This window comes from Escherichia sp. MOD1-EC6098, from assembly GCF_002965865.1.
Classification (GTDB): Bacteria; Pseudomonadota; Gammaproteobacteria; order Enterobacterales; family Enterobacteriaceae; genus Escherichia; species Escherichia marmotae.
The window spans coordinates 35,018-56,059 of sequence record NZ_PTSN01000018.1 but is presented as its reverse complement, the minus strand read 5'-3'; the positions used below and the strand labels follow the sequence as shown (position 1 = coordinate 56,059).

The following is a 21,042-nucleotide window of genomic DNA, read 5'->3' as shown; positions in this document are numbered from 1 at the left end:
ACATACGAAATATCCCGAATGCCGCGTGTTTCCGTTGATGTTGCCGGAATCACAGACATGACGGGTAGCAAATCAGGCGATACGTCTTGTACCTCTATATTGAGACTCTGAAACAGAGACTGGATGCCATAAATCAATTGCGCGTGGATCGCGCGCTTGCTGCTATGGGGCCTGCATTCCAACAGGTCTACAGTCTGCTGCCGACATTGTTGCACTATCACCATCCGCTAATGCCGGGTTACCTTGATGGTAACGTTCCCAAGGGCATTTGCCTTTATACGCCTGATGAAACCCAACGCCACTACCTGAACGAACTGGAACTGTATCGTGGAATGTCAGTACAGGACCCGCCAAAAGGCGAGCTTCCAATTACTGGCGTATACACAATGGGCAGCACCTCGTCCATAGGGCAAAGTTGTTCCTCTGATCTGGATATCTGGGTCTGCCATCAATCGTGGCTGGATAGCGAAGAGCGTCAGTTACTGCAACGTAAATGCAGCTTGCTGGAAAGCTGGGCCGCCTCATTGGGGGTGGAAGTTAGCTTCTTCCTGATTGATGAAAACCGTTTCCGCCACAACGAAAGTGGCAGTCTGGGGGGCGAAGATTGTGGCTCCACCCAGCATATACTGCTACTTGATGAATTTTACCGTACCGCCGTGCGTCTCGCCGGTAAGCGTATTCTGTGGAATATGGTGCCGTGCGACGAAGAAGAGCATTACGATGATTATGTAATGACGCTTTACGCGCAGGGCGTACTGACGCCAAATGAATGGCTGGATCTCGGTGGTTTAAGCTCGCTTTCTGCTGAAGAGTACTTCGGTGCCAGCCTTTGGCAGCTCTACAAAAGTATCGACTCCCCGTACAAAGCGGTGCTGAAAACACTGCTGCTGGAAGCCTATTCCTGGGAATACCCTAATCCACGCCTGCTGGCGAAAGATATCAAACAGCGTTTGCACGACGGCGAGATAGTGTCATTTGGCCTCGATCCGTACTGCATGATGCTGGAGCGCGTTACCGAATATTTGACGGCGATTGAAGATTTCACCCGTCTGGATTTGGTGCGCCGCTGCTTTTATTTAAAAGTGTGCGAAAAATTAAGCCGCGAACGCGCCTGCGTGGGCTGGCGTCGTGAAGTGTTAAGCCAACTGGTGAAAGAGTGGAGTTGGGACGAATCTCGCCTGACGATGCTGGATAACCGCGCTAACTGGAAGATTGATCAGGTGCGTGAAGCGCACAACGAACTGCTCGATGCGATGATGCAGAGTTACCGTAATCTGATCCGCTTTGCGCGTCGCAATAACCTTAGCGTTTCTGCCAGCCCGCAGGATATCGGTGTGCTGACGCGTAAACTGTACGCTGCGTTTGAAGCATTACCGGGGAAAGTGACGCTGGTAAACCCGCAGATTTCACCGGATCTTTCCGAGCCAAATCTGACCTTTATTTATGTACCGCCGGGGCGTGCTAATCGCTCTGGCTGGTATTTGTATAACCGTGCGCCGACAATTGAGTCGATCATCAGCCATCAACCGCTGGAATATAACCGTTACCTGAACAAATTGGTGGCGTGGGCATGGTTTAACGGACTGCTGACCTCGCGCACCCGTTTGTACATTAAAGGCAACGGCATTGTCGATCTGCCTAAGCTGCAAGAGATGGTGGCTGATGTGTCGCACCATTTCCCGTTGCGCTTACCTGCGCCGACACCGAAAGCGCTCTACAGTCCTTGTGAGATCCGCCATCTGGCGATTATCGTCAACCTGGAATATGACCCGACGACAGCGTTTCGTAATCAGGTAGTACATTTCGATTTCCGTAAGCTGGACGTCTTCAGCTTTGGCGAAGAGCAAAAATGTCTGGTGGGTAGTGTTGACCTGCTGTATCGCAACTCATGGAATGAAGTGCGCACGCTGCATTTCAACGGCGAGCAGTCGATGATTGAAGCCCTGAAAACCATCCTCGGCAAAATGCATCAGGACGCTGCACCCCCTGATAGCGTGGAAGTGTTCTGTTATAGCCAGCATTTGCGCGGATTAATCCGTACTCGCGTGCAGCAACTGGTTTCTGAGTGCATTGAACTGCGTCTTTCCAGCACTCGCCAGGAAACCGGGCGCTTTAAAGCGTTGCGCGTTTCTGGCCAGACTTGGGGTTTGTTCTTCGAACGCCTGAATGTATCGGTACAGAAACTGGAAAATGCCATCGAGTTTTATGGCGCGATCTCGCATAACAAACTGCATGGTTTGTCAGTGCAGGTTGAGACTAATCACGTTAAATTACCGGCGGTGGTGGACGGCTTCGCCAGCGAAGGGATCATCCAGTTCTTCTTCGAAGAAACACACGATGAGAACGGCTTTAATATCTACATTCTCGACGAAAGTAACCGCGTTGAGGTGTATCATCACTGCGAGGGTAGCAAAGAGGAGTTGGTGCGTGATGTCAGTCGCTTCTACTCGTCATCGCACGATCGTTTCACTTACGGCTCCAGTTTTATCAACTTTAACCTGCCGCAGTTTTACCAGATTGTGAAGGTCGATGGTCGCGAACAGGTCATTCCGTTCCGTACCAAATCTATTGGCAACATGCCGCCAGCCAATCAGGACAACGATACGCCGCTGTTACAGCAGTATTTTTCGTGATGAGCGTGCCGGATAATTCAATTTCCGCCTCTGACTTCACGCTGATTTCATTTTCCCTCACTAAAGTTGCTCCCTGAAATTACATCAGGGAGAGGACATTATGCACAGTGACTGGGGAATGACGAGCCTGTCTATTATTTGGGGTGTCATAGAGGCGCTGCTCAGCGTCATCTTTATGTTTAGTTACCCAATATTTCGTAAGTTATGGGCGGGTTGTTTGTTATCGCTCGTAGCGAGTGGAGTAAGTATTCTGGTATGGCGAGAGTCTTATTATGAACGATGGGGTGATGGCGGTAAGTACGGTGTTGAGTGCCCCGACGTGCTGATTTCCTGTGATAACTACCACGTTTTGTATGAATTGAGTTGGTGGTTATATGGAGCAGGTTTTCTTTTTTTTATAGTGGCTCTTGTTGGGGGGGATTTTCGCGGTGGCGAGTGGTTATTCCAGATGGCGAAGCTGATGTATAGCGGCAAACTCCCTATATGATCCGCTAAATGCGCTTTTCACCCAACTCTATAATTTTGCAGGATTTGTAGGCCGGATAAGGCGTTTACGCCGCATCCGGCAAAGAATTTTAGCGGAAGCTCACCGCTTCTCCTGCCTGCTGCGTCGCGGCCTGTTCCAGCAAATCCCAGAAGGTTTCGCCGCTACGGTCGCAAATCCACTCATCGCCTTTCAGGTCAAAATGGTAGCCGCCCTGTTTGGTTGCCAGCCACACCTGGTGCAGCGGTTCCTGGCGGTTGATAATGATTTTGCTGCCGTTTTCAAAGGTAATGGTCAGCACGCCGCCGTTGATTTCGCAGTCGATATCGCTGTCGCCATCCCAGTCGTCCAGGCGTTCTTCAATGGTCAGCCACAGTTGATCTGCCAGGCGATGAAATTCACTGTCGTTCATTGTTGTATCCTGTTTTTAAGTGATGGCGGCAGTATAAGTTGTTTCGTCTAACAGTGAAATCAACATGGTTCGGCTATAAAACTTAACCTTCATACCTCGTCCCATTCCAACGCAAGATTGTATCCTCGTCGCATAACAGGTCGTGTAGGCCATGATTCTTTTCTTTCATCAGGCTAATTTTGCTACAAAAATAATCAATGTTAATTCTGGAGTTATCTGGGGTCATAATACTGCAAGCCATAGTTGGTGCGTCACTCGCGGTATATCCACAATCATCTTTCCCGCAGGCAGCGGGAGGCGTGGAAGGTGAATACGTGCAGTTAAGCGTTTCGGAAATGCCATCATCATTAATGTCGAGGGGACGGCTAATCTCATCGCTGTCAGTGCTTAATGTCGTTGCATCCAGGATGACGTTTAGTTTTTGTATCTTGCTTGTGGCCGCGTAATTGAAGCTGCTTGCGGCCATTATGCTTAGAGCTATGCCAATCCGTAAGGCTATTTTTTGCATCCTGGTTCCTCTGTAATAATCATAATGTCGTTGTTATGAATTTCACGGACATTCTCTTCTCTGACGCGTGTTTTCGCCGGGCAGGGGGAGGGTGTAATCCTTACCTCTGTATCGGTCCATGTATAAACATTGCGATCGTCATAAGCAAAGCGATCGTTTTTAGTTAGCGGACCGTTAACTGGAATAATTTGCACGCTTTTTGACCGTAATTGGCGGATAAAATAAGCATGTTGTTTGCCGCTATTAAATGAGCGATCAATGACCAGGTCTGGCGTATCCAGCGGGATTATCTCAAGCTGGTCTTCACCAAATGTCGATAATTTTGTTACATACAGCCGATCTTTATACTGCGCAATATTGCCAGTAATCAGATGAAATTGTTCAGGTTCAATACCTGGTAGGTCTATCCACTGGCTCCACTGACGGTCGGGCGTGAGCTGTTTACGCCAGCGAACGCGACTTTCCCCTACTTCAAAAGAGACGTCATCATCTACGGGTATTGCCTTGCCTGATAATTGACCAAAGGGATAACGATGCAAACCATTGTTGTCGCGAAAAACCAGCAGTGAATGAGGTATCCAGCGAATTATCTCAAATGAGTCTGCATTCGCTGCAAGGCGAACACCATTTAAATAAATGTTCTGCCCACTGCGGATAAGCAGATCATTGGAATACATTTCTCTGTTTACACCCATAAGACGTGGATTAATACCCCACCATCTTTTTTCTAATACAGTAACATCACTGCTGCTTCCCTGACGTCGACCAGACAAATAGAGATTTTTACTATCCACCAACGTGGTAGTGTTACCTTCGATAGATTTTAGCGTCGCCAGATCAACACGTGACGCGCCGCTATTACTTTCGGTGCGTTGTCCGTCAAAATAGAGGCTATATTTATCGACCGCAAAGCGGCCCATAGCCTGAAAGCTGGCAATATCGACAGTAGGTGTTCCCGGTGGGTTGCTAACAATTTTGCCACGCCAGAGAATAACGCGGCCATCTGTCACCCAGTGGTATTCCTCATTTTCTATGCTTATTTCATCGGAAGGTATATAACCCGTCTCCCCGGATATATTTTTCACAAGGCGCAAATCGGCCCTGTTCATCTCCGGAAATTGGGCAATGATTTTCTTATCCTCCCAATTACCTTTACCGTAAGACATGACACCGTGATCATTGTAATAGTCGAACCCTATGGCCTGTACGGCAGGTGTCAGAAATACGTGCCCCAACAGGATGAGTGCAAGTGTGATTATTTGACTATTCATTTTGTCGCCTCATTGCGCGGGGCAGGAATAAATTCGCCGTCATCGGTAATTTTTCCGTCCAGATATCCCGTTTTGTAATCTACGCCATAGCCATATCCCGAATGTTGTTCCTTCCAGATTAAGCGAACTTGTTTCGGATCAGCGGTGCGGTATCGCCAGAGCTGCGCGCCATCAAAGCTGTAAACGTAGCGGTTATCGCGGGCATACCATCTGCGTAAAAAGGGATGGTCATTAAGATGGGCTTCGCGTTCATCCGGAGAGCGGTTATCCAGTAAGATCAGCGGTCCGTCAGATTCAAACACGTGTAAACTGGAATGGTTTGGCCACCCTTCGGCACGCGTAAGTAAATAGCCGTGGCGCTTCCCGGCGTTGAAACGTTTGTTGATAATAAGATTGGGATCATCAAGTTTCACGATCTCCAGCTTGCGGTCACCAGACTCTGTTTCGATGATGGTATAAAGCGAGTCCTGATACTGGGCGACAGCATCACTGATGGGGTGGAACTGTTCAGGATCGAGTCCGGGTAATTCTTCCTGTTTACAAGCAGGCCCTTTACGCCAGAACACTTTCTTTTCCAGCAGAGAAAAATCCAGACAGTGCTTTGTTAAATCCTCATACCAGGCCAGATTTTCCTTGTCGAGGACCTTACGCTGCAGCCCGTTTTTATCACGCCAGGTCAAGAGTGAGCCGGGCATCCAGCGCACGACGGAAAAGGTGTCCGGGTCGGCATCCAGTTGTTCGCCGTTGATCAGGATTTTGGTCCGTGTTCGGGCAAGGGTATCCCAGGGGCCAAATGGGGCAGGAAGGCAGGGATTGAATGCTGTAGAGAATTTACCGCGCTGATCCCATGACTTTTGTGCCAGTACCGTAAAGGTGTTGGGATCATCAAGGCGCTGACCATTTGCGTAAAGATAGTGCTTGTCACGGAGAATCAAACCTAGCCAGTCTGGTTTCCATTGCGGGTTAAATTCTACCTGACGCAACGTTCGGCGGTTTAGTTGCTGGTTGCTATCGGTGCGTTTGCCTTCGTAATAGAGGCTGTACTTATCTGCGGCAAAATCCCCCCATGCCTGAAATGACGAGATATCGACTGGCGGCGTGCCTGGAGGGTTTTGCACCACCTCACCAGCGTAGAGAATAGCGCGACCATCGCTATAGTAAGAGTAATGGGGAAATGTTGCGTTTACGCCGCTGTAGACAACGTCTGTCGTGAGATCGGTTGCCGGGGGCACCGTTTCCCAATCTTCCAGTTTTGTTGGGTCAATTAACAAATTCGGTAACAGATGCAGACGCTTGTAGTTAATCTGCGGTAGCGAAAGATTGGTCTTTTCATAAGGGCGCAAGTACACCACGCCTTTTTCCTGTTGCTGGTAAATATTATGTTCAGGCTCATCAAGCCGACATCCCCATGCTGACGATAAGAACAGCGAACAAGACAACAAACAAACCACATTGCGATAGTGCATAAAGCCATCCTGGCGCGAGGTGTCGATCACGAAACCACCAGCAAAACATAAATCCCTGCGTGTAAGCGTTATACTCGCAGCAATTCCTCACTTTTCAGACTTCATAAAGAGTCGCTAAACGCTTGCTTTTACGTCTTCTCCTGCGATGATAGAAAGCAGAAAGCGATGAACTTTACAGGCAATCCATAATGAAAAACGTGTTTAAGGCACTCACTGTATTACTGACTCTTTTCAGCCTGACGGGCTGCGGTCTGAAAGGTCCGCTCTATTTCCCGCCCGCAGATAAAAACGCGCCACCGCCGACCAAACCGGTAGATACGCAAACGCAATCCACGTTGCCGGATAAAAACGACCGCGCCACTGGCGATGGCCCATCTCAGGTGAATTACTAAAAGTCAGTTTCTGTACCCGCGTGAATGGAGTAGATAATGCAGTTCTCGAAAATGCATGGCCTTGGCAACGATTTTATGGTCGTCGACGCGGTAACGCAGAATGTCTTTTTTTCACCGGATCTGATTCGTCGTCTGGCGGATCGGCACCTGGGTGTGGGTTTTGATCAGCTATTGGTGGTCGAGCCGCCTTACGATCCAGAACTCGATTTCCACTATCGTATTTTTAATGCTGACGGTAGTGAAGTGGCGCAGTGCGGCAACGGCGCACGCTGCTTTGCCCGCTTTGTACGCCTGAAAGGGCTGACCAATAAGCGCGATATTCGCGTTAGCACCGCCAATGGTCGGATGGTGCTGACCGTCACCGATGATGATCTGGTGCGGGTAAATATGGGCGAACCAAATTTCGAACCTTCCGCCGTGCCGTTTCGCGCCAACAAAGCGGAAAAGACCTATATTATGCGCGCCGCCGAGCAGACAATCTTATGCGGCGTGGTGTCAATGGGTAATCCACACTGCGTGATTCAGGTCGATGATGTCGATACTGCGGCGGTAGAAACACTAGGCCCTGTTCTGGAAAACCACGAACGCTTCCCGGAACGTGCCAATATCGGCTTTATGCAAGTGGTTAAGCGCGAGCATATTCGTTTACGAGTCTATGAACGTGGGGCAGGAGAAACTCAGGCCTGTGGCAGCGGCGCGTGTGCGGCAGTAGCGGTAGGGATTCAGCAAGGTTTGCTGGCCGAAGAAGTACGTGTGGAACTCCCTGGCGGTCGCCTTGATATCGCCTGGAAAGGTCCGGGTCATCCGTTATATATGACGGGTCCGGCAGTACATGTTTACGACGGATTTATTCATCTATGAAGCAACCAGGGGAAGAACTACAGGAAACACTCACGGAGCTTGATGACCGAGCGGTTGTCGATTATCTGATTAAAAATCCTGAGTTTTTTATCCGCAATGCGCACGCAGTAGAGGCAATTCGGGTGCCGCATCCGGTACGTGGCACCGTTTCACTCGTCGAATGGCATATGGCCCGCGCGCGTAACCATATTCATGTTCTGGAAGAGAATATGGCGCTGTTGATGGAACAGGCTACCGCCAACGAAGGCCTGTTTTATCGCTTACTTTATCTGCAGCGCACTCTCACTGCTGCCAGCAGTCTCGACGATATGCTAATGCGCTTTCACCGTTGGGCACGCGATCTCGGTCTGGCGGGCGCGAGTCTGCGTCTGTTCCCGGATCGCTGGCGTTTAGGCGCGCCGTCGAACTATACCTATCTGGCATTGAGTCGTCAGGCTTTTGAACCACTGCGTATTCAGCGTCTGGGGCAGGAACAGCATTATCTGGGGCCGCTTAACGGGCCTGAACTGCTGGTGGTGCTGCCGGAAGCGAAAGCGGTGGGATCAGTAGCGATGTTGATGTTGGGAAGTGATGCTGATTTAGGTGTCGTACTGTTCACCAGCCGGGATGCCAGTCACTATCAACAAGGGCAAGGAACGCAGTTACTCCATGAAATTGCGCTGATGATGCCGGAGCTTCTGGAGCGTTGGATTGAACGCGTATGATCGATTTACATACCGATGTGGAACGCTATCTACGCTATCTGAGCGTGGAGCGTCAACTTAGCCCGATAACTCTGCTTAACTACCGACGCCAGCTTGAGGCGATCATCAATTTTGCCAGTGAAAACGACCTGCAAAGCTGGCAACAATGTGATGTGACGATGGTGCGTAATTTTGCTGTACGCAGTCGTCGTAAAGGGCTGGGAGCAGCAAGCCTCGCATTACGCCTCTCTGCGCTACGTAGCTTTTTTGACTGGCTGGTCAGCCAGAACGAACTCAAAGCCAACCCGGCGAAAGGTGTTTCGGCACCGAAAGCGGCACGCCATCTGCCAAAAAATATCGATGTCGATGATATGAATCGGCTGCTGGATATCGATATCAATGATCCCCTCGCCGTGCGCGACCGGGCAATGCTGGAAGTGATGTACGGTGCAGGTCTGCGTCTTTCCGAACTGGTGGGGCTGGACATCAAACACCTCGACCTGGAGTCCGGTGAAGTATGGGTGATGGGTAAAGGCAGCAAAGAACGTCGTTTGCCGATTGGTCGCAACGCGGTGGCGTGGATTGAGCACTGGCTTGATTTGCGTGACCTGTTTGGTTGCGAAGACGATGCGCTTTTCCTGTCGAAACAGGGGAAACGCATATCCGCGCGTAATGTGCAAAAACGCTTTGCCGAATGGGGCATAAAACAAGGGCTGAATAATCACGTTCACCCGCATAAATTACGTCACTCGTTCGCCACGCATATGCTGGAGTCGAGCGGCGATCTTCGTGGTGTGCAGGAGCTGCTGGGCCATGCCAACCTCTCCACCACGCAAATCTATACTCATCTTGATTTTCAACACCTTGCCTCGGTGTACGATGCGGCGCATCCACGCGCCAAACGGGGGAAATAATGCGTTTTTACCGGCCTTTGGGGCGCATCTCGGCGCTCACTTTTGACCTGGATGATACCCTTTACGATAACCGTCCGGTGATCCAACGTACTGAGCAAGAAGCACTTATCTTTGTGCAAAATTATCATCCGGCGCTGCGTAGCTTCCAGAATGAAGATCTGCAACGTCTGCGCCAGGCGGTACGGGAAGCGGAACCAGAGATTTATCATGATGTGACGCGCTGGCGTTTTCGTTCTATCGAACAAGCCATGCTCGACGCCGGGCTGAGTGCCGAAGAGGCCAGTGCAGGCGCACACGCGGCGATGATCAACTTTGCTAAATGGCGCAGCCGTATTGATGTGCCGCAGCAAACTCACGACACCTTAAAACAACTGGCGAAGAAATGGCCGCTGGTGGCGATCACCAACGGTAACGCCCAGCCTGAATTGTTTGGCCTGGGCGATTACTTTGAGTTCGTGCTGCGTGCTGGCCCGCACGGGCGCTCGAAACCGTTCAGCGATATGTACTTTCTGGCGGCAGAAAAACTCAATGTGCCGATCGGTGAGATCCTGCATGTTGGCGATGATCTCACCACCGACGTTGGTGGGGCAATTCGCAGCGGAATGCAGGCGTGCTGGATCAAACCGGAAAATGGCGATCTGATGCAAACCTGGGACAGCCGTTTACTGCCGCATCTGGAAATTTCCCGGTTGGCATCTCTGACCTCGCTGATATAATCAGCAACTCTGTATATATACCCAGCTTTTTGGCGGAGGGCGTTGCGCTTCTCCGCCCCAACATTTTTACGCGGCGGTGCCAATGGACGTTTCTTACCTGCTCGAAAGCCTTAATGACAAACAGCGCGAAGCGGTGGCCGCGCCACGCAGCAATCTTCTGGTGCTGGCGGGCGCGGGCAGTGGTAAGACGCGCGTTCTGGTGCATCGTATTGCGTGGCTGATGAGCGTGGAAAACTGCTCGCCGTACTCGATTATGGCGGTGACGTTTACCAACAAAGCGGCGGCGGAAATGCGCCATCGCATCGGGCAATTGATGGGCACCAGCCAGGGCGGCATGTGGGTTGGCACCTTCCACGGGCTGGCGCACCGCCTGCTGCGTGCGCACCATATGGACGCTAACCTACCGCAGGATTTCCAGATCCTCGATAGCGAAGACCAACTGCGCCTGCTCAAGCGTTTGATCAAAGCGATGAACCTCGACGAGAAGCAGTGGCCGCCGCGCCAGGCAATGTGGTACATCAACAGCCAGAAAGACGAAGGCCTGCGGCCGCATCATATTCAGAGCTACGGTAACCCGGTAGAGCAAACCTGGCAGAAGGTTTATCAGGCGTATCAGGAAGCGTGTGACCGCGCGGGCCTGGTGGACTTCGCTGAACTGCTGCTGCGCGCCCACGAACTGTGGCTTAACAAGCCGCATATCCTTCAGCACTACCGCGAACGTTTTACCAATATCCTTGTGGACGAATTCCAGGATACCAACAACATTCAGTACGCGTGGATCCGCCTGCTGGCGGGGGATACCGGCAAAGTGATGATCGTCGGTGATGATGACCAGTCAATTTATGGCTGGCGCGGTGCGCAGGTCGAGAATATTCAGCGTTTCCTCAATGATTTCCCAGGTGCCGAAACTATTCGTCTGGAGCAGAACTATCGCTCCACCAGTAACATTCTGAGCGCCGCCAACGCCCTGATTGAAAACAACAATGGACGCTTAGGTAAAAAATTGTGGACCGATGGCGCGGACGGTGAGCCGATTTCCCTTTATTGTGCCTTTAACGAACTCGACGAAGCGCGTTTTGTGGTTAACCGCATCAAAACCTGGCAGGACAATGGCGGGGCGCTCGCTGAGTGCGCCATTCTCTACCGTAGCAACGCCCAGTCGCGTGTGCTGGAAGAAGCCTTATTGCAGGCCAGTATGCCGTACCGTATTTATGGCGGTATGCGCTTCTTCGAACGCCAGGAAATCAAAGATGCGCTCTCGTATCTGCGCCTGATTGCCAACCGTAACGATGACGCGGCATTTGAGCGCGTGGTGAATACGCCAACGCGGGGTATTGGTGATCGGACGCTGGACGTAGTTCGCCAGACATCGCGCGATCGCCAGCTAACTCTCTGGCAGGCGTGTCGTGAACTGTTACAGGAAAAAGCCCTCGCTGGGCGCGCTGCCAGCGCCTTGCAACGGTTTATGGAACTGATTGACGCCTTAGCGCAAGAAACTGCCGATATGCCGCTGCATGTACAGACTGACCGGGTAATTAAAGACTCTGGCCTGCGTACCATGTATGAACAGGAGAAAGGCGAAAAAGGCCAGACGCGTATTGAAAACTTAGAGGAACTGGTGACAGCAACGCGCCAGTTCAGCTACAACGAAGAAGATGAAGATTTAATGCCGCTGCAGGCTTTCCTCTCGCATGCGGCACTGGAAGCGGGTGAAGGGCAGGCGGATACCTGGCAGGATGCGGTGCAGTTGATGACTTTGCACTCAGCGAAAGGGCTGGAGTTCCCGCAGGTATTTATCGTCGGTATGGAAGAGGGAATGTTCCCCAGCCAGATGTCGCTGGATGAAGGTGGGCGTCTGGAAGAAGAACGTCGTCTGGCCTACGTTGGGGTAACCCGTGCGATGCAGAAACTGACGCTGACCTATGCGGAAACTCGCCGTCTGTATGGCAAAGAGGTTTACCATCGCCCGTCGCGCTTTATTGGTGAGCTGCCGGAAGAATGTGTGGAAGAGGTGCGATTACGCGCTACGGTGAGTCGTCCGGTCAGTCATCAGCGTATGGGTACGCCACTGGCTGAGAACGACAGCGGCTACAAACTCGGCCAGCGTGTGCGCCATGTCAAGTTTGGTGAAGGGACTATCGTCAATATGGAAGGCAGCGGCGAGCATAGCCGCCTGCAGGTGGCGTTCCAGGGCCAGGGTATTAAATGGCTGGTGGCGGCTTACGCCCGGCTGGAGACGGTGTAATTTACGATTCCGTTGCCGGATGCGGTGCTGCGCACCTTATCCGGCCTACAAAATCATGCAGATTCAATAAATTGCAACGTCATGTAGGCCGGATAAGGCGTTTACGCCGCATCCGGCATCTGCACCATATTCAGTATCTGACATAAAACTATCGTTCTAACTTTTCCGCTCGACGGAAATCATGGTGACGAAGGGATAACGTTGCCAGGGGATCGCGCCGCCTTTCACATACATATGTGAGATAGTGCCATCAAGATAAAGCAACTGCCCGACATCCAGTTTCGCTTTGGCATAGCAGGCAAAATCATAAAAGTTTGTCGCCTGCTGACTGAGCAAAAATACTGCGTTACCTTGTTTATTAATCCCTACACCGTTACGGATTTTGCGCGACGCGACGTTGGGGTGAATACGCGAATTTATCACGCCATTCTCCAGCAACATCGGCCCCGACTGCACCGCAAACTGAATATCTTTACTGGCTTTAAATGCCTGCAGCGGAACGATAGCGGCTTTATCTCCCGTAACATAAAACACGCCGCCAGGACGAATAAAGAAATTACCTTCCCCCGAGGTGAGATTTAACGCTACCTTCTGTTGACCGTTTTCGATGTACAAACCGAGAGGCGCATAACCTTCATCATAAATACCTCCGTTCATCACCATCTGCACTTGCCCCAGGCTGTCAACATCAGCCAGCAGCGCATGAAATGTTCCCCATGCTTCGCCATTAGTTTTTTGCCAGTACATTTTCACCCGTTCTGTCTGGGGATTGACGGTATACGCTTGTACGGTCAGCGTCGGATCGGAGAGCGTGCAGTTATCAGCGGCAACAGCAAACAAGGGGAGTAAGGTGAGAGTGAGAAAAATCCGTTTGAGATTCAAGGTGATCATTCCTTTACCAATGAGTAGTCAATGCGCCATTATAGGTTCTGGATGTGGGATTTTTTTATCCTGTTAATGACCTTGACGAGTACCGAAAAGCGCGAAGTTCAACTATTGTTCTGTGGTGTTCCGTTGCGTGTTGACGGCAAAATTTTGCTGGCGTAACATGCGCGCACGATCACTCTAAGAGGACATTCGCCTTGGACACACCCAGTAGATACTGGCTCACTATCCTGTCATCCAGGATCAACTCCTAAGGCTATCCCCTTTTGCTGATAGCCTTAGCGGTTGTCAGCGACCTCAATTTTTCCCGTCGCGCTGAGTCAGGCTGTTTAATGGTCTGAAACCCAATATGTTTCTGTGTGCCCACCGAACTGTCCGATATTTTAAGCATTGGGAGTCCCGGTCATGCTGAGCGCATTTCAACTGGAAAATAACCGACTGACCCGGCTGGAAGTCGAAGAGTCACAACCCCTTGTCAATGCAGTATGGATTGATCTTGTCGAACCGGATGACGACGAGCGACTGCGCGTACAATCTGAACTTGGCCAGAGCCTGGCAACTCGCCCGGAACTGGAAGACATCGAAGCATCGGCACGTTTCTTTGAAGACGATGACGGCCTGCATATTCACTCCTTCTTCTTCTTTGAAGATGCGGAAGATCACGCCGGTAACTCCACCGTGGCATTTACCATCCGTGATGGCCGCCTGTTTACCCTGCGTGAGCGTGAGTTGCCTGCATTCCGTCTGTATCGTATGCGCGCCCGTAGCCAGTCGATGGTTGACGGTAACGCCTACGAGTTACTGCTGGATTTGTTCGAAACCAAAATTGAACAGTTGGCAGATGAAATTGAAAACATCTACAGCGATCTGGAGCAACTGAGCCGGGTGATTATGGAAGGGCGTCAGGGCGATGAGTACGACGAGGCGCTCTCCACGTTGGCAGAACTGGAAGATATCGGTTGGAAAGTTCGCCTGTGTCTGATGGATACCCAGCGTGCGCTCAACTTCCTGGTGCGCAAAGCGCGCTTACCGGGTGGGCAACTGGAGCAGGCGCGCGAGATCCTGCGAGATATCGAATCCCTGTTGCCACATAACGAGTCTCTGTTCCAGAAGGTGAACTTCCTGATGCAGGCGGCGATGGGCTTTATCAACATCGAGCAGAACCGCATCATCAAGATCTTCTCGGTGGTATCCGTTGTGTTCCTGCCGCCGACGCTGGTCGCTTCCAGCTACGGGATGAACTTCGAGTTTATGCCGGAACTGAAGTGGACTTTCGGCTACCCGGGCGCAATTATCTTTATGATCCTCGCGGGCCTGGCGCCGTATCTGTACTTTAAGCGGAAGAACTGGTTGTAAAAAACGAGAATGGTGGTTTAGCCAGGCTAAGCCACCGGTCATTCAAAGGCTCCAGGTATTTAATCCTTTTACCTCTTTCTCATAGAACCATTTATTCGTGTTAACAGCAACATAGGCTACTACAACAATTCCCAGAATGTTAACGCCAATTAATGCACCGACAAATAGAGATAAAATGCCAAGTAATAGAACTATAATCGCTTTTTTCCATAACCCGAGAACAAATAAATATATCCAGGAAAAGAAGAAAGCAATAAAATTCATTTGAATAGTTAATCGTTGTCTTATTTTTAATTCTTTATATGCTGTTTTATATTCAGGTGTTGCTCCCCAGAATCCAGGAAAACCATGTTTTTCATAAAAATTAAATCGAAATTTCCATTTTTCAGTTAATGAACCATCGTTCATATATTCCTTACTCATAAATACTCCCTTAACTATTGTTTTGATGAATCAGTAGGTGCAAGCATTAGCATACTGAAAGTGGAAAAGTAGCAAATTAAGAAAATCATAGAACCAGTGCCTGAACAGTCAAAATGTTCGGCAATCATTGTGATGAAAGAGACGATATAGACTGCTAATGTACCAAAAATATAAGTTTTTATATACGTGAACCCACTATCACGGAGTCGTTGGCAACTCATGTTGATGACGAGATAATGGAGTAAGAGAGTAGAGGCTATAACAAGAAAATTTGCTTCCACATTTGCAAAGAAGACAATAAGGAAGGTGCAAATTAGGTTTGTCAAAGTAAATGACAATATATAATGGCGTCTGGAAATCCTACCATCAGATGTTGGAATAAATACACGTAACATTAATTTTACATCCTTGTCTTAATCTCCTGCCAGCATGACAATATGCCCACTCTCGTGCAAGAGCAGGCATATTTTTTCAGAATATATTTATTTTTTATTTGGTCGTTCTACGCTGCGTATAAATCGCATCCATTACAAAAATCGCCAGTGCCACCCAAATAAAGGCAAATGTCACCATTTTATCGGCACCCGGTTTTTCACCATAAAACGTTACTGCCAGCAGGAACATTAGCGTCGGGCCAATATACTGGAAAAAGCCCAGAGTGGAGAGACGCAGGCGCGTGGCGGCGGCGGTAAAGCACAACAGCGGAACGGTGGTGACAACTCCAGCAGCGATCAGCAGTAAATTCAGCGACATTGGGTTTTGCCCCATATGGCTGGTAGAACTGTCAGCAATAGCAAACAGATAAATCGCCGCCACGGGCAGCAGCCACATGGTTTCGATTAACATGCCAGTTTGTGCTTCTACCGCTATCTTCTTACGCACCAGACCATAGAAGGCAAAGCTAAATGCCAGACCCAGCGCGATGATTGGCAGCGAACCAAAAGTCCAGAGCTGGACCAGCACACCACACACCGCCAGAATTACCGCCAGCCACTGCATCCGGCGGAACCGCTCACCGAGGAAAATCATTCCCAGCACAATGTTCACCAACGGGTTAATAAAGTAACCGAGACTCGCCTCCAGCATATGGTGATTGTTCACTGCCCAGATAAACAGTAGCCAGTTGCCACCAATCAGCACAGCAGAGACTGCCAGCATAAAGATTTTCTGTGGCGTCTGAATCAGGGTTTTTAAATAGGACCACTGGCGGCTGATGCTCATCAGCACCACCATAAAGAAAAACGACCAGATTACACGATGCGTCAGGATCTCATCAGCAGGTACGTAATAAATCAGCTTGAAGTACGCAGGAGCAATACCCCAAATAAAATAAGCGGCAAGAGCGAGTAATACGCCCTGCCGCGTTTGTTTGGTATCCATTGGAAAAACTCATTTTTAATTGTTAACGGCAGCTTACCTGCTCAGATTGCTGACAAAGTGCGCTTTGCCCATGCTGGATGCGGTGTTAACGCCTTATCTGGCCTACAAAATCATGCAAACTCAATATATTGCATTTCTCTGGTAGGCCTGATAAGCGTAGCGCATCAGGCAATTTGCGTTTGTTATCAGTCTCAGCAGTTTACCTGCTTTTAGATTTTCAACCCACCATATAGGTGGCGGTAGCACTGGCAATATAAAGTTGTTCTTCATTGTGCAGTTCAACGCGGGCGACGGCGACTTTATTACCCGCACGTAACAGGCTGCTGGTGGCTGTAAAACGCTCGCCTCTGCCTGGGCGCAGATAATCGACGCGAAGATCAATGGTTCCCATCCGCGATAACCGCTGGCGCAGTTCATCTTCACTGATGGTTTCGTGGCGGGTTAAGGTACTACCTACACATACCAGGCCAGCGGCGACATCCAGCGCCGACGCAATCACCCCGCCGTGCAAAATGCTTTGTGCCCAGTTACCAACCATCATTGGCTGATTGTTAAAGGCCAGTTGCGCAAATTCTTTCTCGTAACGCTCCAGTTCCATCCCCAATGCCCGATTAAACGGCATGTGATAAACAAACATCTCACCCACTAATTTCAGGGCTTTTTCGGCAGTCAGTACGGCAGACATATCATCCTTACACTTCAGTGGTTAATGAAATGTTGATTTTATGCTTCTTTGTTGTTGGTTTCTACTTTAGGAAGGGATAACTAACGGCAATTGAGTTAAGTATGTAAAATAGCCCGCAGAAAAAATATTCATCTAATCAATAATTCGTTACGGAGAACACGATCGATGCGGACTCTACTGGGCTGCTTGTTGCCGGTGTGTATGCTGCCGATAGTGGCAAATGCGCAAGAGGCAACGGTGAAAGATGTGCATGATGCGCCTGCAGTACGTGGCAGCATTATCGCCAATATGTTGCAGGAGCATGATAATCCTTTCACCCTTTATCCTTATGACACCAACTACATCATCTATACCCAGACCAGCGATCTGAATAAAGAAGCGATTGCCAGCTACGACTGGGCAGAAAACGCGCGTAAGGATGAAGTGAAATTCCAGTTGAGTCTGGCGTTTCCGCTGTGGCGGGGGATTTTGGGGCCAAACTCTGTACTGGGCGCTTCCTACACCCAGAAATCCTGGTGGCAGCTTTCTAATAGCGAAGAGTCATCGCCGTTTCGTGAAACCAACTATGAACCGCAATTGTTCCTCGGTTTTGCTACCGATTACCGTTTTGCAGGCTGGACACTGCGCGATGTGGAGATGGGCTACAACCATGACTCGAACGGGCGTTCTGACCCGACGTCCCGTAGCTGGAACCGCCTTTATACCCGCCTGATGGCAGAAAACGGTAACTGGCTGGTAGAAGTGAAGCCGTGGTATGTGGTGGGTAATACGGACGATAACCCGGATATCACCAAATATATGGGTTACTACCAGCTTAAAATCGGCTATCACCTCGGTGATGCGGTATTGAGCGCGAAAGGGCAGTATAACTGGAACACCGGTTACGGCGGCGCAGAGTTAGGCTTAAGTTACCCAATCACCAAACATGTGCGTCTTTATACTCAGGTCTACAGCGGTTACGGCGAATCACTTATCGACTATAACTTTAACCAGACCCGCGTCGGTGTGGGGGTTATGCTAAACGACCTGTTCTAATGCGAGTTGAGCGGCAGGCAGAACTGGAATCTTACTTCCAACGTTATCCATCCTGGCGCTAAAAGCATTGCAGTTTCTCGCTCAGGCGCTGAAAATAGCGCCTGTTTTTATTTCAGGCAATCGGGGTGAATGTGGCGCAGGCGGAAGTGTTGAATCTGGAGTCCGGAGCTAAACAGGTTTTACAAGAAACCTTTGGCTACCAACAGTTTCGCCCAGGCCAGGAAGAAATTATCGACACCGTACTTTCCGGTCGCGATTGCCTCGTCGTTATGCCAACCGGCGGCGGCAAATCTCTGTGTTATCAAATTCCTGCGTTGTTATTGAACGGCCTGACCGTTGTTGTTTCACCACTGATTTCGTTGATGAAAGACCAGGTGGATCAACTGCAAGCCAACGGTGTGGCGGCGGCGTGCCTTAACTCAACGCAAACCCGCGAGCAGCAGCTTGAAGTGATGACTGGCTGCCGTACCGGGCAAATTCGCCTGCTGTATATCGCACCAGAACGCCTGATGCTGGATAACTTCCTTGAGCATCTGGCGCACTGGAATCCTGTCTTATTAGCCGTTGATGAAGCGCACTGTATTTCCCAATGGGGACACGATTTCCGCCCGGAATATGCCGCGCTTGGTCAACTGCGCCAGCGTTTCCCGATGCTGCCATTTATGGCGCTGACAGCCACCGCCGACGACACCACGCGACAAGATATTGTGCGCCTGCTCGGGTTGAACGATCCGCTGATTCAAATCAGCAGTTTTGACCGCCCGAATATTCGCTACATGTTGATGGAGAAGTTCAAACCACTCGATCAACTGATGCGTTACGTGCAGGAACAGCGGGGTAAGTCCGGCATTATTTACTGTAACAGTCGGGCGAAAGTGGAAGACACCGCCGCGCGTCTGCAAAGCAAGGGGATTAGCGCAGCAGCGTATCACGCCGGACTGGAAAACGATGTCCGCGCCGATGTGCAGGAGAAATTCCAGCGCGATGATCTGCAAATTGTCGTGGCGACCGTGGCGTTTGGCATGGGCATCAACAAGCCTAACGTTCGCTTCGTGGTGCATTTTGATATTCCGCGCAACATTGAATCCTATTATCAGGAAACCGGTCGCGCCGGGCGTGATGGCCTGCCAGCGGAAGCGATGCTGTTTTACGATCCGGCCGATATGGCGTGGCTGCGTCGTTGTCTGGAAGAAAAGCCACAAGGGCAGTTGCAGGATATCGAGCGCCATAAACTCAATGCGATGGGCGCATTTGCCGAAGCGCAAACCTGTCGCCGTCTGGTGTTGCTGAACTATTTTGGCGAAGGTCGTCAGGAGCCGTGCGGTAACTGCGATATCTGCCTCGATCCGCCGAAACAATACGACGGTTCAACCGATGCGCAGATTGCGCTTTCCACCATTGGCCGGGTGAATCAGCGTTTTGGTATGGGCTATGTGGTGGAAGTGATTCGCGGTGCCAATAACCAGCGTATCCGCGACTACGGTCACGACAAACTGAAAGTCTATGGCATGGGGCGTGAGAAAAGCCATGAGCACTGGGTGAGCGTAATTCGCCAACTGATTCACCTCGGTCTGGTGACACAAAACATCGCCCAGCATTCTGCCCTACAACTGACAGAAGCCGCGCGCCCGGTGCTGCGTGGCGAATCCCCTCTGCAACTCGCCGTGCCGCGTATTGTGGCGCTTAAACCGAAGGTGATGCAGAAATCATTCGGCGGCAATTATGACCGCAAGCTGTTCGCTAAATTACGCAAACTGCGGAAGTCTATTGCTGATGAAAGCAATGTTCCGCCATATGTCGTGTTTAACGATGCAACGCTGATTGAGATGGCAGAGCAGATGCCGATCACCGCCAGCGAAATGTTGAGCGTTAACGGTGTCGGGATGCGTAAGCTGGAACGCTTTGGCAAACCGTTTATGACGCTGATCCGCGCGCATGTCGACGGCGACGACGAAGAGTAGTCATCGGCATAAAAAAGTGCCAGGATGAATATTCCGTAAACGTTTTCCCCACGAGTCAAATGTATGTTGATGTTATTCCTCACCGTTGCCATGGTGCATATTGTGGCGCTTATGAGTCCCGGTCCCGATTTCTTTTTTGTCTCTCAGACTGCCGTTAGTCGTTCCCGAAAAGAAGCGATGATGGGCGTGTTGGGTATTACCTGTGGTGTAATGGTTTGGGCAGGGATCGCGCTGCTTGGCTTGCATCTGATTATCGAAAAAATGGCCTGGCTGCATACGCTGATTATGGTTGGCGGTGGGCTGTATCTCTGCTGGATGGGTTACCAGATGCTGCGCGGCGCACTGAAAAAAGAGACGGTTTCTGCGCCTGCACCACAGGTGGAACTGGCGAAAAGTGGACGCAGTTTCCTGAAAGGTTTGCTGACGAATCTCGCCAATCCTAAAGCGATTATCTACTTTGGTTCGGTGTTCTCGCTGTTTGTCGGTGATAACGTCGGCACCACCGCTCGTTGGGGCATTTTCGCGCTGATCATTATCGAAACGCTGGCGTGGTTTACCGTCGTTGCCAGCCTGTTTGCCTTGCCGAAGATGCGCCGTGGTTATCAGCGCCTGTCGAAGTGGATCGATGGTTTTGCCGGAGCGTTATTTGCCGGATTTGGCATACATTTGATTATTTCGCGTTGATACCTGACGCGTCATCAGAGTAAGTCGGATAAGGCGTTTCGCCGTATC

At 50.4% G+C, this 21,042-nt stretch carries 22 protein-coding genes; 13 read left to right on the top strand and 9 right to left on the bottom strand.

Translation table 11 applies throughout. The features are described 5' to 3' along the window. The first annotated feature begins 86 nt into the window (after nt 1-86). Both cyaA and C0K55_RS18375 read left to right on the top strand, forming a co-directional pair. Nucleotides 87-2,633, top strand: coding sequence for a class I adenylate cyclase (cyaA, locus tag C0K55_RS18380; protein WP_001517390.1), 2,547 nt, complete (start codon nt 87-89; stop codon nt 2,631-2,633). Nucleotides 2,634-2,733: 100 nt separating this feature from the next. Next, nucleotides 2,734-3,120, top strand: a complete 387-nt coding sequence (locus tag C0K55_RS18375) for a hypothetical protein (RefSeq protein WP_236942248.1) — start codon at nt 2,734-2,736, stop codon at nt 3,118-3,120. Between the two features lie 88 nt (nt 3,121-3,208). On the opposite strand, the gene cyaY is transcribed toward C0K55_RS18375, so the two are convergent. From cyaY to C0K55_RS18355, 4 genes are all read right to left on the bottom strand, one after another. Continuing rightward, complete coding sequence (gene cyaY, locus C0K55_RS18370) at nt 3,209-3,529, bottom strand: iron donor protein CyaY (RefSeq protein ID WP_001517388.1); 321 nt, start codon at nt 3,527-3,529, stop codon at nt 3,209-3,211. An 82-nt stretch (nt 3,530-3,611) separates the two neighbouring features. Then, a complete protein-coding gene (locus C0K55_RS18365; RefSeq protein WP_001517387.1) occupies nt 3,612-4,037 on the bottom strand; it encodes a hypothetical protein in 426 nt (141 codons plus the stop codon). Beyond that, nucleotides 4,025-5,308, bottom strand: coding sequence for a hypothetical protein (locus C0K55_RS18360; protein WP_016262694.1), 1,284 nt, complete (start codon nt 5,306-5,308; stop codon nt 4,025-4,027). The genes C0K55_RS18365 and C0K55_RS18360 overlap by 13 nt, the downstream gene beginning before the upstream one ends. After that, nucleotides 5,305-6,774, bottom strand: coding sequence for a hypothetical protein (locus C0K55_RS18355; protein WP_016249444.1), 1,470 nt, complete (start codon nt 6,772-6,774; stop codon nt 5,305-5,307). The genes C0K55_RS18360 and C0K55_RS18355 overlap by 4 nt, the downstream gene beginning before the upstream one ends. A 188-nt stretch (nt 6,775-6,962) precedes the next feature. Between C0K55_RS18355 and lptM the strand changes: the two genes are divergently transcribed. From lptM to uvrD, 6 genes are all read left to right on the top strand, one after another. Continuing rightward, the gene (gene lptM, locus C0K55_RS18350) at nt 6,963-7,166 is read left to right on the top strand and encodes an LPS translocon maturation chaperone LptM (protein WP_000799886.1); all 204 of its coding nucleotides are present in this window, start codon (nt 6,963-6,965) and stop codon (nt 7,164-7,166) included. A 36-nt stretch (nt 7,167-7,202) separates the two neighbouring features. Further along, nucleotides 7,203-8,027 (top strand): diaminopimelate epimerase, encoded by an 825-nt coding sequence (gene dapF / locus C0K55_RS18345; protein ID WP_001160644.1) that lies wholly within the window; start codon nt 7,203-7,205, stop codon nt 8,025-8,027. After that, nucleotides 8,024-8,731: a DUF484 domain-containing protein gene (locus tag C0K55_RS18340; protein ID WP_105266480.1), complete on the top strand. Its 708-nt coding sequence runs from the start codon at nt 8,024-8,026 to the stop codon at nt 8,729-8,731. Before dapF ends, C0K55_RS18340 begins: the two co-directional genes overlap by 4 nt. After that, entirely contained in the window at nt 8,728-9,624 is an 897-nt protein-coding gene (xerC, locus tag C0K55_RS18335) for a tyrosine recombinase XerC (RefSeq protein ID WP_000566225.1), read from the top strand. Before C0K55_RS18340 ends, xerC begins: the two co-directional genes overlap by 4 nt. Continuing rightward, nucleotides 9,624-10,340, top strand: a complete 717-nt coding sequence (gene yigB / locus C0K55_RS18330) for a 5-amino-6-(5-phospho-D-ribitylamino)uracil phosphatase YigB (protein ID WP_001213593.1) — start codon at nt 9,624-9,626, stop codon at nt 10,338-10,340. The genes xerC and yigB overlap by 1 nt, the downstream gene beginning before the upstream one ends. A gap of 82 nt (nt 10,341-10,422) precedes the next feature. Continuing rightward, on the top strand, nt 10,423-12,585 hold the full coding sequence (uvrD, locus tag C0K55_RS18325) for a DNA helicase II (RefSeq protein ID WP_105266479.1): 2,163 nt from the start codon (nt 10,423-10,425) through the stop codon (nt 12,583-12,585). Nucleotides 12,586-12,741: 156 nt separating this feature from the next. Here uvrD and C0K55_RS18320 read toward each other — a convergent pair whose 3' ends face one another. Continuing rightward, nucleotides 12,742-13,476 (bottom strand): phosphodiester glycosidase family protein, encoded by a 735-nt coding sequence (locus C0K55_RS18320; RefSeq protein ID WP_236942608.1) that lies wholly within the window; start codon nt 13,474-13,476, stop codon nt 12,742-12,744. 191 nt (nt 13,477-13,667) lie between these two features. Here C0K55_RS18320 and ysgD point away from each other — a divergent pair, with 191 nt between their 5' ends. Both ysgD and corA read left to right on the top strand, forming a co-directional pair. Further along, nucleotides 13,668-13,724: a protein YsgD gene (gene ysgD, locus C0K55_RS26670; RefSeq protein WP_211180520.1), complete on the top strand. Its 57-nt coding sequence runs from the start codon at nt 13,668-13,670 to the stop codon at nt 13,722-13,724. A gap of 151 nt (nt 13,725-13,875) precedes the next feature. Beyond that, the gene (gene corA, locus C0K55_RS18315) at nt 13,876-14,826 is read left to right on the top strand and encodes a magnesium/cobalt transporter CorA (protein ID WP_000947160.1); all 951 of its coding nucleotides are present in this window, start codon (nt 13,876-13,878) and stop codon (nt 14,824-14,826) included. A gap of 42 nt (nt 14,827-14,868) precedes the next feature. Here the strand turns inward: corA and C0K55_RS18310 are convergent, their stop codons facing one another. The 4 genes from C0K55_RS18310 to yigI form a co-directional block, all read right to left on the bottom strand. Continuing rightward, nucleotides 14,869-15,249 carry a DUF2628 domain-containing protein gene (locus C0K55_RS18310; RefSeq protein WP_000032592.1) on the bottom strand — a complete coding sequence of 127 codons (381 nt, stop codon included), beginning with the start codon at nt 15,247-15,249 and terminating at the stop codon, nt 14,869-14,871. A gap of 14 nt (nt 15,250-15,263) precedes the next feature. Further along, the gene (locus tag C0K55_RS18305) at nt 15,264-15,644 is read right to left on the bottom strand and encodes a hypothetical protein (protein WP_001517380.1); all 381 of its coding nucleotides are present in this window, start codon (nt 15,642-15,644) and stop codon (nt 15,264-15,266) included. 94 nt (nt 15,645-15,738) lie between these two features. Beyond that, nucleotides 15,739-16,629 (bottom strand): EamA family transporter RarD, encoded by an 891-nt coding sequence (gene rarD / locus C0K55_RS18300; RefSeq protein WP_000380004.1) that lies wholly within the window; start codon nt 16,627-16,629, stop codon nt 15,739-15,741. A 217-nt stretch (nt 16,630-16,846) separates the two neighbouring features. Then, nucleotides 16,847-17,314, bottom strand: a complete 468-nt coding sequence (yigI, locus tag C0K55_RS18295) for an acyl-CoA thioesterase YigI (RefSeq protein WP_001277134.1) — start codon at nt 17,312-17,314, stop codon at nt 16,847-16,849. Nucleotides 17,315-17,479: 165 nt separating this feature from the next. On the opposite strand from yigI, the gene pldA reads away from it, so the two are divergent. The 3 genes from pldA to rhtC all read left to right on the top strand — a co-directional run bounded on the left by pldA (nt 17,480) and on the right by rhtC (nt 20,994). Then, nucleotides 17,480-18,349 (top strand): phospholipase A, encoded by an 870-nt coding sequence (gene pldA, locus C0K55_RS18290; protein WP_001259597.1) that lies wholly within the window; start codon nt 17,480-17,482, stop codon nt 18,347-18,349. Nucleotides 18,350-18,480: 131 nt separating this feature from the next. After that, on the top strand, nt 18,481-20,310 hold the full coding sequence (recQ, locus tag C0K55_RS18285; protein WP_024191924.1) for an ATP-dependent DNA helicase RecQ: 1,830 nt from the start codon (nt 18,481-18,483) through the stop codon (nt 20,308-20,310). A 63-nt stretch (nt 20,311-20,373) separates the two neighbouring features. Continuing rightward, nucleotides 20,374-20,994, top strand: a complete 621-nt coding sequence (gene rhtC, locus C0K55_RS18280; RefSeq protein ID WP_000928833.1) for a threonine export protein RhtC — start codon at nt 20,374-20,376, stop codon at nt 20,992-20,994. Nucleotides 20,995-21,042: the final 48 nt, after the last annotated feature.

Excerpts from the sequence above, each read along its gene's own strand:
- C0K55_RS18375 (WP_236942248.1), top strand. The coding sequence starts at position 2,734 with ATGCACAGTGACTGGGGAATGACGAGCCTGTCTATTATTTGGGGTGTC.
- cyaY (WP_001517388.1), bottom strand. The coding sequence starts at position 3,529 with ATGAACGACAGTGAATTTCATCGCCTGGCAGATCAACTGTGGCTGACC.
- C0K55_RS18365 (WP_001517387.1), bottom strand. The coding sequence starts at position 4,037 with ATGCAAAAAATAGCCTTACGGATTGGCATAGCTCTAAGCATAATGGCC.
- C0K55_RS18360 (WP_016262694.1), bottom strand. The coding sequence starts at position 5,308 with ATGAATAGTCAAATAATCACACTTGCACTCATCCTGTTGGGGCACGTA.
- C0K55_RS18355 (WP_016249444.1), bottom strand. The coding sequence starts at position 6,774 with ATGCACTATCGCAATGTGGTTTGTTTGTTGTCTTGTTCGCTGTTCTTA.
- lptM (WP_000799886.1), top strand. The coding sequence starts at position 6,963 with ATGAAAAACGTGTTTAAGGCACTCACTGTATTACTGACTCTTTTCAGC.
- dapF (WP_001160644.1), top strand. The coding sequence starts at position 7,203 with ATGCAGTTCTCGAAAATGCATGGCCTTGGCAACGATTTTATGGTCGTC.
- C0K55_RS18340 (WP_105266480.1), top strand. The coding sequence starts at position 8,024 with ATGAAGCAACCAGGGGAAGAACTACAGGAAACACTCACGGAGCTTGAT.
- xerC (WP_000566225.1), top strand. The coding sequence starts at position 8,728 with ATGATCGATTTACATACCGATGTGGAACGCTATCTACGCTATCTGAGC.
- yigB (WP_001213593.1), top strand. The coding sequence starts at position 9,624 with ATGCGTTTTTACCGGCCTTTGGGGCGCATCTCGGCGCTCACTTTTGAC.
- uvrD (WP_105266479.1), top strand. The coding sequence starts at position 10,423 with ATGGACGTTTCTTACCTGCTCGAAAGCCTTAATGACAAACAGCGCGAA.
- C0K55_RS18320 (WP_236942608.1), bottom strand. The coding sequence starts at position 13,476 with ATGATCACCTTGAATCTCAAACGGATTTTTCTCACTCTCACCTTACTC.
- corA (WP_000947160.1), top strand. The coding sequence starts at position 13,876 with ATGCTGAGCGCATTTCAACTGGAAAATAACCGACTGACCCGGCTGGAA.
- C0K55_RS18310 (WP_000032592.1), bottom strand. The coding sequence starts at position 15,249 with ATGAGTAAGGAATATATGAACGATGGTTCATTAACTGAAAAATGGAAA.
- C0K55_RS18305 (WP_001517380.1), bottom strand. The coding sequence starts at position 15,644 with ATGTTACGTGTATTTATTCCAACATCTGATGGTAGGATTTCCAGACGC.
- rarD (WP_000380004.1), bottom strand. The coding sequence starts at position 16,629 with ATGGATACCAAACAAACGCGGCAGGGCGTATTACTCGCTCTTGCCGCT.
- yigI (WP_001277134.1), bottom strand. The coding sequence starts at position 17,314 with ATGTCTGCCGTACTGACTGCCGAAAAAGCCCTGAAATTAGTGGGTGAG.
- pldA (WP_001259597.1), top strand. The coding sequence starts at position 17,480 with ATGCGGACTCTACTGGGCTGCTTGTTGCCGGTGTGTATGCTGCCGATA.
- rhtC (WP_000928833.1), top strand. The coding sequence starts at position 20,374 with ATGTTGATGTTATTCCTCACCGTTGCCATGGTGCATATTGTGGCGCTT.